11 protein-coding genes are annotated in these 12,812 nt (G+C 74.7%); 5 read left to right on the forward strand and 6 right to left on the reverse strand.

The genetic code is table 11. The features are described 5' to 3' along the window. Positions 1-13: 13 nt before the first annotated feature. From rpsR to rpsF, 3 genes are all read right to left on the reverse strand, one after another. A complete protein-coding gene (gene rpsR, locus ASF47_RS16660) occupies positions 14-250 on the reverse strand; it encodes a 30S ribosomal protein S18 (protein WP_056865083.1) in 237 nt (78 codons plus the stop codon). A 124-nt stretch (positions 251-374) separates the two neighbouring features. Continuing rightward, positions 375-965 carry a single-stranded DNA-binding protein gene (locus ASF47_RS16665; RefSeq protein WP_056865084.1) on the reverse strand — a complete coding sequence of 197 codons (591 nt, stop codon included), beginning with the start codon at positions 963-965 and terminating at the stop codon, positions 375-377. Positions 966-1,111: 146 nt separating this feature from the next. After that, positions 1,112-1,402, reverse strand: coding sequence for a 30S ribosomal protein S6 (gene rpsF, locus ASF47_RS16670; protein WP_082500432.1), 291 nt, complete (start codon positions 1,400-1,402; stop codon positions 1,112-1,114). A 285-nt stretch (positions 1,403-1,687) separates the two neighbouring features. Between rpsF and ASF47_RS16675 the strand changes: the two genes are divergently transcribed. Further along, positions 1,688-2,680: a serine/threonine-protein kinase gene (locus ASF47_RS16675; RefSeq protein ID WP_235558784.1), complete on the forward strand. Its 993-nt coding sequence runs from the start codon at positions 1,688-1,690 to the stop codon at positions 2,678-2,680. A gap of 199 nt (positions 2,681-2,879) precedes the next feature. On the opposite strand, the gene ASF47_RS16680 is transcribed toward ASF47_RS16675, so the two are convergent. After that, the gene (locus tag ASF47_RS16680; RefSeq protein WP_056865087.1) at positions 2,880-4,364 is read right to left on the reverse strand and encodes a hypothetical protein; all 1,485 of its coding nucleotides are present in this window, start codon (positions 4,362-4,364) and stop codon (positions 2,880-2,882) included. A 443-nt stretch (positions 4,365-4,807) separates the two neighbouring features. Between ASF47_RS16680 and ASF47_RS16685 the strand changes: the two genes are divergently transcribed. From ASF47_RS16685 to ASF47_RS16695, 3 genes are all read left to right on the forward strand, one after another. After that, positions 4,808-5,632, forward strand: a complete 825-nt coding sequence (locus ASF47_RS16685) for a deoxyribonuclease IV (RefSeq protein ID WP_056865088.1) — start codon at positions 4,808-4,810, stop codon at positions 5,630-5,632. Positions 5,633-5,887: 255 nt separating this feature from the next. Then, positions 5,888-7,057 (forward strand): lipid II:glycine glycyltransferase FemX, encoded by a 1,170-nt coding sequence (locus ASF47_RS16690; protein ID WP_235558785.1) that lies wholly within the window; start codon positions 5,888-5,890, stop codon positions 7,055-7,057. A 4-nt stretch (positions 7,058-7,061) separates the two neighbouring features. Next, positions 7,062-8,144: an alanine racemase gene (locus ASF47_RS16695; protein ID WP_056865089.1), complete on the forward strand. Its 1,083-nt coding sequence runs from the start codon at positions 7,062-7,064 to the stop codon at positions 8,142-8,144. On the opposite strand, the gene ASF47_RS16700 is transcribed toward ASF47_RS16695, so the two are convergent. Together ASF47_RS16700 and ASF47_RS16705 are read right to left on the reverse strand one after the other, a co-directional pair. Then, a complete protein-coding gene (locus ASF47_RS16700) occupies positions 8,105-9,616 on the reverse strand; it encodes a glycosyltransferase family 87 protein (RefSeq protein ID WP_056865090.1) in 1,512 nt (503 codons plus the stop codon). The genes ASF47_RS16695 and ASF47_RS16700 overlap by 40 nt on opposite strands. Positions 9,617-9,622: 6 nt before the next feature. Continuing rightward, positions 9,623-11,959 (reverse strand): transglycosylase domain-containing protein, encoded by a 2,337-nt coding sequence (locus ASF47_RS16705; RefSeq protein ID WP_235558786.1) that lies wholly within the window; start codon positions 11,957-11,959, stop codon positions 9,623-9,625. A 218-nt stretch (positions 11,960-12,177) separates the two neighbouring features. Between ASF47_RS16705 and ASF47_RS16710 the strand changes: the two genes are divergently transcribed. Next, positions 12,178-12,804 carry a PadR family transcriptional regulator gene (locus tag ASF47_RS16710; protein WP_056865091.1) on the forward strand — a complete coding sequence of 209 codons (627 nt, stop codon included), beginning with the start codon at positions 12,178-12,180 and terminating at the stop codon, positions 12,802-12,804. Positions 12,805-12,812 lie beyond the last annotated feature (8 nt).

Here is a 12,812-nt window from a genome sequence, read left to right on the forward strand (position 1 = left end):
TTCTCCGCTCCTCTCAGCGACCGGTGGACGTGTAGGGCAGCAGGGCGACCTCGCGGGCGTTCTTGACCGCGGTGGCGACGTCGCGCTGGTGCTGGACGCAGTTGCCGGTCACCCGACGCGCGCGGATCTTGCCGCGGTCGGAGATGAACTTGCGGAGCAGGGTGGTGTCCTTGTAGTCGACACCGGTCGCCTTCTCCTTGCAGAACTGGCAAACCTTCTTCTTCGGCTTGCGGATCACTGCCTTGGCCATTGTGGTGCTTCCTTTCTAGAAGCCCGTCCCGGAGTGGCTACCAGGTCGGAATGGTTGAGGTGGACGGACAGGACGCCGGTCGAGCGACCGGCGGTGGTGCGGGTCGTGCAGGTGGTGCAGCGCGTCAGAACGGGGGCTCGTCCTGGACGCCGGGGGCGGCCCAGGGGTCGTTGCCGGCCGCAGGGGCGGGACGGGACTGCCCGCCGCCACCGCCGCCGCCGTAGCCACCGCCGGACCCACCGGCACCGCCCGAGGGAGCGGGGCTGGCCCACGGGTCGTCGCCGCCCTGGGAGGACCCGCCCTGCGAGCCTCCCTGGCCGCCGCCGGAGTAGCCGCCCCCGCCGCCCTGACGGGAGGCGCGGGTGACCTTGGCGGTGGCGAACTTCAGCGACGGACCGACCTCTTCGACCTCGAGCTCGAAGACGGTGCGCTTCTCGCCCTCGCGGGTCTCGTAGGAGCGGGCCTTGAGGCGGCCCTGCACCACGACACGCATGCCGCGCTGCAGGGACTCGGCGACGTTCTCCGCGGCCTGGCGCCAGATCGAGCACCGGAGGAACATGGCTTCGCCGTCCTCCCACTCGTTGGTCTGACGGTTGAAGGTGCGCGGAGTCGAGGCGACCGTGAAGTTGGCGACCGCGGCCCCGGACGGGGTGAAGCGGAGCTCCGGGTCGTCGGTCAGGTTGCCGACCACGGTGATGATGGTCTCGCCGGCCATGGGTTCTCCCTCAGGGTGTCGGGTGGTGCGTGCGCATCAGTCGGGTCCGATGTCGGTGCTGCCATGGTGGCGGCAGCCGCCGACAACGGCCAGAGGTCCTCCACAGGCGGCGGGGACGGGCTCGGGGCCCGACCTGCCGCCACGCCTCACTTGGCGTCGGGGCGGATGACCTTCGTGCGCAGGATGGACTCGTTGAGCGTGAGCTGGCGGTCGAGCTCCTTGACCGTGGCCGGCTCGGCGTTCAGCGAGATCACCGCGTAGATGCCCTCGGCGTTCTTCTTCACCTCGTAGGCGAGGCGACGACGTCCCCAGACGTCGACCGACTCGACGGTGCCACCGTCCTTGGTGACGACGTTGAGGTACTTCTCGAGCGAGGGCGCGATCGTGCGCTCCTCGAGGCTGGGGTCGAGGATGACCATCACTTCATAAGCACGCATAGCGGTCTCCACCTCCTCTGGACTCGGCGGCCACGGTCTCTCCGTGGCAGGAGGGCTGTGCGTCGCCCGAGCCCCGGCGCACCGGGGACATCGAGCGTGTCCCGCGCGAGCCCGATCCCATCGGTGGGGAGCGCGCGCGAGGACACTCAAGATTACCAGCGCCCCGACGCCGCCCGGCAATCCCCGTCCCGGCCGCCCCCGGGTCGCCCCCGGGCCGGCCGGCCCCGGTCGGGGGGCTGTGGAGAGCCGCTGCGGCGAGCCGGCGCTCCGGCTAGCGTCGTCACGGTGAGCCCGGTGCCGCCGATCCCGCCCCTGGCGGGTCGCTTCGTGCTGGCCGACCAGGTCGGCGCCGGCGGCATGGGCAGCGTGTGGCGGGCGTGGGACCTGCGTCAGGAGCGCTTCGTCGCCGTGAAGGTGCTGGGGCAGCACGACGCCTCGCTGCTGCTGCGCTTCGTGCGCGAGCAGTCGGTGCGGGTGCGCCACCCCCACGTGATCGCCCCCCACGGCTGGGCCGCCGACGACGACCTGGTCGTCCTGGCCATGGACCTCGTGCGCGGGGGCTCGCTGCAGACGCTGCTGGAGACCCACGGCCCCCTGCCCGCCGACTTCGTCGCCGTCGTGCTGGACCAGCTGCTGCAGGCGCTCGCCGCCGTGCACGCGGCCGGCGTGGTCCACCGCGACGTCAAGCCGGCCAACCTGCTCCTCGACGCGACCGGCTCGGCGCGGCCGCACGTGCGCCTGGGCGACTTCGGTGTGGCCGCGCTCGCCGAGGACGTGCGCCTGACGCGCACCCCCGGTGCCGTCGGCACCGACGGCTACATGGCCCCCGAGCAGGCGGCGGGCGAGCCCCCCGACCCCGGCCAGGACCTCTACGCCGCCGGCGTCGTCGCCCTCCAGCTGCTCAGCGGTCGTGCCCCGACCCGCTCCGGACCGCCACCCACGCCGCCCCCGGGGCGTCTCGTGCCACTGCTCGACGCCCTGACCGCGCACGACCCCCGGCGACGGCCGGCCTCGGCGGCCGCGGCGCTGGGCCTGCTGCGGCGGGCCGGGGTGCCGTCGGGCGCCCCGTGGAGGGACGGTGCCCGGCCCCCGGTGGTCGTGGACCGGCTCGGACCCCCGCCCTGGCCGGCGCCGCCGGGGGCGCGGCCCGTGACGGACCCCTCCCGGGCCCGCCCGCCCGACCGCGCGCACCGATGGGCCCTGGGGCTGGCCGGCGCGGGCTGCCTCGGTGGCGCCGGCGGGCTCGCCGCCGCGGGCGTCCGGCTGCTGGCCGGCTGAGCGTCACCCGGCCCCACGCGCCCACCTCCCCGGGCGGAGGCGGACCCCCGGACGCGGACCCGGGGACGCGGACCCGGGACCGCGTGCGCAGGGCGCGGGCGAGGGCACCAGTGGGACCAGACCCCGGGGGGACATGGCGCGGCGCCGGTCCGGCGCCGCCGAGCGCGGGCACGACCGAGGGCGAGGGCTCCGCCTCGGGTCAGCGACGCCGGGCCCGGCGCAGCAGGACCGTCCCCGCGCCGCCGAGGGCCACCGCGCCCAGGAGCAGTGCCACGCCGCCGACCGTGCGGCCCGGGACCGCGGGGGTCCGGGCCGCCGACTCCTGGGAGGCGTCCGAGGTCCCGGCACCGCCGACGTCGCCGGCCGCGCCGGGCCACGCCGCGGGTGACGCTCCGGAGGGGAGGGGCAGGGCGCGCGGCGGACCGGCGTACGACGCGCCGGCGCTGGACCGTGGCTCGCCCGGCACCGCCGCGGTGGTCACCGTGACCTCGGCCGTGCCCGACCCCGCCACCCACAGGGCGACGAGGTGCACCCCGGGCTCCGACGCGGCGCCCGCGCCGGAGTCGCCGCCGGCCCGGGAGGCGGGGGTCACCACCGCGCCGTCGGCCCCGAGCACGAGCGGCCCGGGCCCGGCGCGGCCCCGGGAGCCGGCGTCGGGCGGGCTGGCCAGGCCGCCGGCGGGGCCGACCAGAGCCAGCTCCGCGGCCGGTCGGCCGGGCAGGGGGTCGACGTCGGCGCGCACCGCCAGCTCCTCCCCCACCCCGACCGGTACGCCGAGCCAGCCGACCCGGCCGCGGGCGAGCGCGACGTGGACGCCCGCGCCCGGCTCGAGCACCGGTGCCGTGGCGGGCGACGCGGCCGCGACGACCGTGGTGGTGGCGACGCCGGCGTCGGGGTGCGCCCCGGCGCCCGGGGCCGGCTCCGGCAGCGACGTCCCACCCGGCGCGGGGACCTCCCACACGTCGAGCTCGTAGGCACTGCCGACCGGCACCCCGGACGTCCGCACGGCGAAGACCGCGACCCTGAGCTCGGCCCGGGCCGGGCAGCCGCGGGCCTTGGCCGACCAGGCGACGTCGGTGGACAGGGGCATCCGCGCCGCGCGGGTCAGCGGCGAGCGGTCGGAGCGCCCGCAGGGCACGAAGCCGCCACCGTCGGCGCGGGGGTAGCCCAGGAGCACGGTCAGCCGACCGGGCCCCGGGGCGCCCGTGCCTGCGGGAGCGCCCTGGCCACCCTGGCCGCCCGGCCCGTGGGTGACGGTGGCCCCGACCACCACGGTCGAGCCGGGCAGGGCGCGGCGCACGGAGTAGATGTTCTGCGAGGTCGGCTCCACCGTGCGGTCGCGGTAGCGCCCGGTCGTGAGCACCGGCGGCCGCCGGAAACCGGTGGCCCCGTCGACCGGGCGGAGCCCCTCGTCGCCGACCGACCCTCGCGCGGTGAGCGGGCCGCCCACCGCGGAGCCGGGCGACCACGCGGTCGCCGCGGCGGGGGTCAGGGCCTCGGCCCCCGCGGCTGGGGGCACGACGGCAGTGAGGACCGCGGCAGTGAGGACCGCGGCGACGAGCACCGCGGCCAGATGCACCGCGGCGACGGGCACCGCGGCGACGACGGCACGGCGGGCGGTGCCGCACCGGGCGGCACCGGCGGCGACGGGAGCACCGGGGTCACCGGGAGGCCACGGGGTCACGCTCCCCCCTCCCGGTCGACCGGCCTGACCCTCCGAGGCTGTCACCGCACCCGATCGCGCGCGACCGCTCCTCCACAGGCACCGCTCCCCAGGCACCGGGTGGGCGGGCCCGTCAGGTGCGCCCGCGGACGGTTTGCGTGGTTGGGGCAGTTCTCGACGATTCAGAACGGTGCGAACCACGCAAAGCCGCACCCGGCAGCCCGTCCGCTCCACGCAATTGCGCGATCCACGACCCCACACCACGCGGCCACACCCCGCCGCCCACCCGGTCCACGCAATTGCGCGATCCACGACCCAGCACCACGCGGTCGCAGCCAGCACCGCACCCGCTCCGCGCAATCGCGTGATCCTCGACCCCGCACCCCCGGCCGCACCCCCGGACGCACCGCCGGCCGCACCGCCGGAGCGCACCCGGCGTCGGCGGGCGCTCGTAGGGTGGCGCCATGAGCGAGGCAACCCAGGCAGCGGGGCAGGCAGGCATCGAGATCGGGGCCCACGTCGACCAGGTCGACCCGATCACCGAGGCCCAGGAGCGGGGCGCGCCGCTGGTGCAGCTCTTCCTCGGCGACCCGCAGAGCTACAAGGGCCCGGTCGTGGCCTACGCCGGCGGCGCGGCCGGGCTGCGCGACGCCGCCGAGGCCGCGGGGGTGGCCCTCTACGTCCACGCCCCCTACGTCATCAACGTGGCCACGACCAACAACCGCATCCGCATCCCGAGCCGCAAGCTGCTCCAGCAGCACGTCGACGCCGCCGCGGAGATCGGCGCCCAGGGGCTCGTCGTGCACGGCGGCCACGTCGGCAAGGCCGACGACCCGGAGAAGGGCTTCGACAACTGGCGCAAGGCCGTCGAGGCCACCGACCTCAAGGTCCCGCTGCTGATCGAGAACACCGCCGGCGGCGACAACGCCATGACCCGCCACCTCGAGCGCATCGGCCGGGTCTGGGACGCGATCTCCGGCGCCGAGCAGGCCGACCGCGTCGGCTTCTGCCTCGACACCTGCCACGCCCACGCCGGCGGCAACGCGCTGGAGAGCGTCGTCGCCGACGTCCTCGCGATCACCGGGCGCATCGACCTCGTGCACTGCAACGACAGCCGCGACGACTTCGACTCCGGCGCCGACCGCCACGCCAACTTCGGCGCCGGACGCATCGACCCCGACCTCCTCGCCGCGGTGGTCCGCGACGCCGGCGCCCCGGTCGTCTGCGAGACCCCCGGCCCCGCCGAGGCCCACGTCGCCGACTTCGCCTGGCTGCGCGCGCGGCTCTGACGTACGCCGGCCCCCGTCCCGCCGCCCGCACGACCGGGCCCGCACCCCTGGCCCGCACCCCTGGCCCGCACCCCTGGCCCGCACCCACCGCCCGCACCACGGCCCCCGCACCCACCGCCCGCACCACGGCCCCCGCACCACGAGCCGCACCACGAGCCGCACCACGACGGGCGGCCCGTGGCCCGCACCACGGGCCACGGGGAGCCCCCGGAGGGGTGCCGGGACCGGCCGGCGAGGACCGGTAGCCTCGCAGCCGTGCCCCGTGACAAGACCGCCAGCGCCCTGAGCGTGCGCCCGATCTCCGACGCGGAGCACCTGGCCTTCCTGGCCACGCAGCGCTCCGCCAGCTTCCTGCAGACCCCCGCGTGGGGCCGGGTGAAGGCGGAGTGGCGCCGCGAGTCGATCGGCTTCTTCGAGCCCGGCGGCGCCGCCCCCGTCGGCGCCGCGCTCGTGCTCTACCGCCAGCTGCCCAAGCTCAGGCGCTACCTCGCCTACCTGCCCGAGGGCCCCGTGATCGACTGGGCCGGCGACGACCTGCGCGCCTGGCTCGACCCGCTCACCGAGCACCTGCGCGGCCAGGGCGCCTTCGGCGTGCGCATGGGCCCGCCCGTGGTCTGCCGCCGGTGGAGCGCCGCCCAGGTCAAGGCCGGCATCGCCGACGACGGCGTGCGCACCCTGGGCCAGGTCGCGCCCTCCGAGCGCGACCACACCGGCGCGCGCGTGGTCTCGCAACTGCGCGAGCTGGGCTGGGTGCCGCAGCAGGTCGAGGGCGGCTTCGCCGCCGGTCAGCCGCAGTACGTCTTCCAGGTGCCGCTGCGCACGGCCGACGGCAGCCCCCGCAGCGAGGACGACGTGCTCAAGGGCATGAACCAGCTGTGGCGGCGCAACATCAAGAAGGCCGCCAAGGAGGGCGTGGTGGTCACCGCCACCACCGGCGCGGCCGAGGCCCTGGCCGAGCTCGAGGCCTTCCACGCCCTCTACGTCCACACCGCGGAGCGCGACCACTTCACCCCGCGACCCCTGTCCTACTTCCGCACCATGGTCGAGGCCCTCGCCGCCGAGGACCCCGACCGGATCAAGCTCTTCCTGGCGCGCCACGAGGGCGACCTGGTGGCCGCGACCATCGCGATCCGTGTCGGCGCCCACAGCTGGTACTCCTACGGCGCCTCCTCCACCGAGAAGCGCGAGGTGCGCGGCTCCAACGCCGCCCAGTGGGCGATGGTGCAGGACGCCCTGGCCGCCGGCGCCGACGTCTACGACCTGCGCGGCATCACCGACACCCTCGACAGCGACGACTCCCACGTCGGGCTGATCCAGTTCAAGGTCGGCACCGGCGGCGAGGCCGTCGAGTACGCAGGCGAGTGGGACCTGCCGCTGAGCACGGTCCTCTACAAGGCCTTCGACCTCTACATGAAGCGGCGCTGACGACATGAGCCTCACCCTGACCGTCGACGGCGAGCGCTGGCGCCAGCACCTGCTCGCCACCGCCGAGAAGCACCCCGGCCTGGTGCCGGTCTGCAAGGGCAACGGCTACGGCTTCACGCTGGGCCGCCTGGCCCGCAGGGCCCAGTGGCTCGACGAGCGCGGCCACGGCGTCGACACCATCGCCGTGGGCACCTACGACGAGCTGCCGCACCTGGCCAGCCGCTTCGACGGCGACCTCCTGGTGCTCACCCCGTGGCGGCCCTTCGAGTCGGCGCTGGAGGTCGACCCCGCGCTGTCGGGGCGCCTGGTGCACACCCTGAGCCGCCCCGAGGACGTGCGCGACCTGCTGGCGCGCCAGCCCGACGCCCGCTTCGTGCTGGAGCGCCTCACCAGCATGCAGCGCCACGGCCTGAGCGCACGCGACCTGTGGGCCGTCGCCGCCGAGCTGCGCTCCCACCCCCGGGCCCGGCTCGAGGGCATCGCCTTCCACCTGCCGCTGCAGCAGGGCTCCCACGTCGGCGAGGTGCACCGCCTCATGACCGACGTGGCGGGCGCCGAGCTGCCCGACACCCCCGGCGCGCGCACCATCTGGGTCAGCCACCTGACCGACGCCGAGCTGGCCGAGCTGCGCGCGGCGTACCCCGACTTCCGGCTGCGCCCGCGCATCGGCACGGCGCTGTGGCTGGGCGCGCGCGAGGCGATGCGGGTGACCTCGACCGTGCTGGACGTGCACCCGGTCAGCCGGGGCGACGCCTTCGGCTACCGCTCGCGCACCGCCCCCAAGGACGGCCACCTGCTCATCGTCTCCGGCGGCACCGCCCACGGCATCGGCCTGGAGGCGCCCACGGGCGACTCGAGCATCAAGGCCCGCGCCGGCGCCCTGGCGCGGGGCGGCCTCGACGCCGTCGGGTTCGTGCGCTCGCCCTTCTCCACCGACGGCAAGCAGCGACTCTTCGCCGAGCCCCCGCACATGCAGGCCTCGATGCTGTTCCTGCCCGGCGGCGCCCGCGTGCCGCAGGTGGGCGAGCTGGTCGACGTGCGGGTGCGCTACACCACCACGTCGTTCGACCGCGTCGTCGTCGCCTGACCCGCCCCGCCGCCCGGCGGCAGGTCCGGCGCGGCTGAGCCCCGACCCAGGTCGGGCGCGGCCCGCGCGGGGTCGCGCTCCGGGCGCAGCACGTCGCGCACGACGAGCGCGGTGAGGTAGAGCTCGCCGGCGACGCGCACGACGATCGCGACCCAGTAGAAGCCGGCGTCGCCGCCGCCGCCCGGGGCGAGGTAGCCGCCGAGGTACCACCACACCGAGGCGAAGTAGAGGATCTCGGCGCCCTGCCAGACCACCTGGTCGCGCCAGCGCGGGCGGGCCAGCACCGCCAGCGGGAGCAGCCACAGGACGTACTGCGGCGAGTAGACCTTGTTGACCAGCAGGAAGCCGACCACGACGAGGAAGCCGAGTTGGGCCAGCCGCGGGGTCTGCGGGGCGCGCAGCCCCAGCACCAGCACGCCCAGGCACCACGCGCCGAAGAACAGCCACGAGCCGACGTTGACGGTGTGAGCGGTGATGTCGGTGTCGAGGGCGTCGCGCGCCACCAGCCACAGCGAGCCCAGGTCGGGTCCGCGCTCGGAGTTGAAGCTCCAGAAGACCCGCCACTGCTCGGGTCCGGTGAGCAGGGCCGGCAGGTTGGCCACCAGCCACGCCGCCACCGCCACCGCGATGGTGACGCCGAGGTCGCGGTAGCGCCGCTGGCGCAGGCACACGACGAGCACCCCGCCGAGCAGGAAGAGCGGGTAGAGCTTGGCCGCCGTGCCGAGGCCGACCATGACGCCGGTGAGCACGGGCCGGTCGCGCGACCAGGCCCACACCGCGCCGGCGGTCAGGGCCACGGCGAGCAGGTCCCAGTTGATCAGCCCCGTCAGCAGCAGGGTCGGCGAGGCGGCCAGCATCGCGGCGTCCCAGGGGCGGCGCCGGTGGGTGCCGGCCACGAACCACGTCGTGAGCAGGGCCAGCGCGGCGAAGACCAGCGCGCTGACGACCATGAACCACCGGATCTCCTGGCTGACCTCGGGGTCGACGAAGAGCTGGTCGGTCGCGAGCGCCTGACGGGGCGCGAGGTCGGGCCACCCGACCACGGCCTGGGTGAGCAGGCTCGTGCCGTAGGCGAGGTAGGAGATCCCCACGGGGTACTCCATGACCTCGGGGAAGCGCTCGCGCACGGCCGGGTCGTCGGAGTAGGGCCAGGCCCGCTCCACCAGGCCGCGGCCGGTGTAGAGGTAGGGCAGGTCGGAGTAGCACATCTGGGCGTAGCCGGCCTGGTTGTCCTGCCAGGTCCGCTCGAAGCACCCGCTCTTCTGCACCATGCCCAGGGCGAAGCACACCGCGGTGAGCGCGAGCAGCACCCGCACCGGCGTCCACCACCGGTGGCGCCCGGCGTGCTCGCCCACCGGGCCGCCGAGGCCCTCGCTGAGCGCGCGGGCCACGGCGTCGTCGCGCGTGGGGTGGACGTGGCCGTCGAGGGGGCGCACGCCGGTGGCCCCGGCGTCGCCGGCGACCTCACCCACGCGGGGTCACCACGGCCAGAGCCAGCCGGTCGTCCAGGGTGACCGGGCCGCCATCACGGGAGTGGACGTCGCCGTCGTACGCCGCTCCGCGGGACCCGTGTCGGCCGCGGGCGAGGGACTCGCGCCTCGGCTCCCGCCCTGGGAGGGCGTCGGGCTGGGCGTCGGCTCCTCCGGCGGGGGCGGCGGCAGGATCGTCGGGTCGTCGGTCGGCTCGGTGGGCGTCGGCTCCTCGGTGGGCGTCGGCTCCTCGGTCGGGGTGGGCTCCTCCGTGGGCGTCGGCTGGGCCGAGGGGGTCCGGCTCGGCTGCGGCTGGGGCTGCGTGGGCGCCGGCTCGGGGGCCTCGGTGCTCGGCGGCACGTAGTCCTCCTGGCCGTCGGGGGCGTCGCCGTCGACGTAGACGGGGTCGGCCAGCTCCTCGACCTCGCGGCCCTCCATCAGCGGCTGCATCACCGCCAGCCAGGTGTCGGTGGGGTAGTCGGAGCCGAAGTACGACGGCAGCCAGCCGTCGAGCTGGTCGTCGCCGTCGCCGCGCACGTACATCACCGCGGTCGACAGCTGCGGGGTGAAGCCGACGAACCACGCCGAGGAGACCTCGTCGTCGTCGTTGGTCGCCGTGCCGGTCTTGCCCGCGGCCGGTCGGCCCAGGTTGCTCGCGGTGGCGCCCGTGCCCTCGAGCACGGTCTGCTCCATCGTGTACGACACGTCGGCGGCGATGTCCTCGTCGAGCGCACGGCGGGTGGGGCCGTCCCACTCGTAGTCGTCGCCGGTGGGGCTGACGACCTTCTCGATCAGGTGCACGTCGGCCCGCTCGCCGCCGTTGGCGATGGTGGCGTAGGAGTTGGCCATGTTGATCGGGCTGATCCGCGCGCGACCGAGGGTGATGAGGGTGTCCTCGGGGCTCAGGTCGACGCTGGTGCGCGGGATGCCGGGGTACTCCTGGTCGGCCTCCGGCGGCGGCACGCCCATCTTCTCGGCCGTCTCGTAGATCTTGGCCGGGCCGTCGTCCATGCTCGCCGACATGTCGACGAACGCGGTGTTGATCGACTGCTCCATGGCGTAGACGCCGTCGACGCTCGAGCCGTAGTCGTTGCCGAGACCGTCGGGGCCCACACCCTCGTTGCGCACCTGCAGGCCGTCGGGGAACTCGTAGGGGGAGTTGCCCTCGAAGCTGTCGCGGATGGAGTAGCCCTGCTGGATCGCCGTCGCCAGGGCGAAGGGCTTGAAGGTCGAGCCGACCATGCCGCCCTCGACGGCCCAGTTCAGCTGCGACTGCAGGTAGTCCTGGCCGCCGTAGAAGCCGCGCAGCGCCCCCGTGCCGGGCTCGACGCTGGCCACCGCGATGTGCAGCTGCTTGTCGCCGAAGCCCTCGGGCTTGGCCGCGAGCACGCCGTCCTCGGCGGCCTTCATCGCCTGCGGGGTCAGCGTGGTGGTCACCTCGAGGCCCCCGCCGTCGATCTCCTCGTCGGAGTAGCCCAGCCGGCGCAGCTCGCTGCGCACGAGGGTCAGCACGTGGCCCTTCTGGCCGCCGTAGGTGCTCTCGGCGTCGATCTCGGGGAACGTGGGGAGCCGCTTGAGCGCCTTCTCGGCGGCGGCGGGCTCGACCATGTCGAGCTCGGCCATGCTCTCGAGCACGTAGTCGTAGCGGCCCTTGAGCTCCTGCCGGGCGTCGCGGCCGTTGTCGGGGTCGAGGTTGGTCGGGTTGTTGAGCACCGAGGCGAGCACCGCCGACTCGCGCAGGGTGAGGTCGCCGACGTCCTTGGTGAAGTACGCCTGCGCCGCCGCCTGCACGCCGTAGGCGCCGCGACCGAAGTAGATGGTGTTGAGGTAGTTGGTGAGGATCTCGGTCTTGCTCTGCTGGCGCGCCACCTTCAGCGACAGGATCGCCTCCTTCACCTTGCGGGTGTAGGAGCGCTCCTGGGTGAGGTAGAGGACCTTGACGTACTGCTGGGTGATCGTCGAGGCGCCCTGGGTCGACTCGCCGGTGGCGTTGTTGAGGAACGCCCGCGCGATGCCCTTGGGGTCGATGCCGCTGTCGGTCCAGAAGGTGCGGTTCTCGGCGGCGACGACGGCGTCGCGCAGCTCCTGGGGGATCTCCTCGAAGGCGACCGGCACGCGGTTCTGGGTGGCGTAGCTGCCGATCTCCTCGGTGCCGCCGGCGTAGTAGACGAACGACGTCTGCGCCTCGAAGTCCTCGTTGGCGTCAGGGATGTCGGTGACGGTGTAGAGGTAGTAGAAGCCGCCGGCGGCCAGCAGCAGGCCCACGACCCCGAGGATCGAGAGCCACTTCACCGTCTTCAGAAGGCGGCGCTTCAGGGCACCCTTCTGCTTCGGGGCCCGTGTCACGGGGGGCCCGTCGGCCCTGCGCTTGCCACTCACGTCGTCTCTCCCGGGGGTGCTCGAGGGTCGTCCCGGCCCGCAGCGCGCCGCGCGGCGCCCCCGGACCGTCCCTCAGGGTACGCACCCGGCCCGCGCCGACACCGGCGTACGACGTGTCACGCGACACGGTGACCTGGATAGGTCCAGCGTTCGCGTTCGACGGATATATCGCTACGATAGGTCGCATGGCACGTCGTGGAGAGACCATCGAGCTGGCAGTCCTGGGGCTGCTGCACGAGGGACCCATGCACGGCTACGAGCTGCGCAAGCGGCTCAACCTCATGCTCGGGTGGGGGCGGGTGCTGTCCTACGGCTCGCTCTACCCCACGCTGAAGAAGATGCTCAAGGGCAGCCTCATCGAGGAGGTCGCGGCCACGCAGGCACCGGGCACCCCGGTCAGCCGCCGGCCGCGCATCGTCTACCAGGTCACCGACGCCGGCCACCGCGAGTTCGAGCGGCTGATGTCGGAGGTCGGTCCCACCGCCTGGGAGGACGACAACTTCGACATCCGGTTCGCCTTCTTCGGACGCACCGACATGGAGATCCGGCTGCGGGTGCTCGAGGGACGGCGCACCCGCCTGCAGGAGCGGCTGGACCGGGTCCAGGGCCAGCTCTCGATGACGCAGAAGGAGGTCGACCGCTACGCGGCCGAGCTCCAGCGACACGGGGTCGAGTCGGTCGAGCGCGAAGTGCGCTGGCTGTCCGACCTCATCGACGCGGAGCGGGTCGCCGACGACCTCGCCCGTCGTCCCGACCGCATGACCAGCACGACCACACCGCCCGCGAGCCCCGCGGCCGACCAGCAGAAGTAAGGAAGGAA

It is taken from the genome of Nocardioides sp. Leaf285, from assembly GCF_001422955.1.
Lineage (GTDB): Bacteria > Actinomycetota > Actinomycetes > Propionibacteriales > Nocardioidaceae > Nocardioides > Nocardioides kribbensis.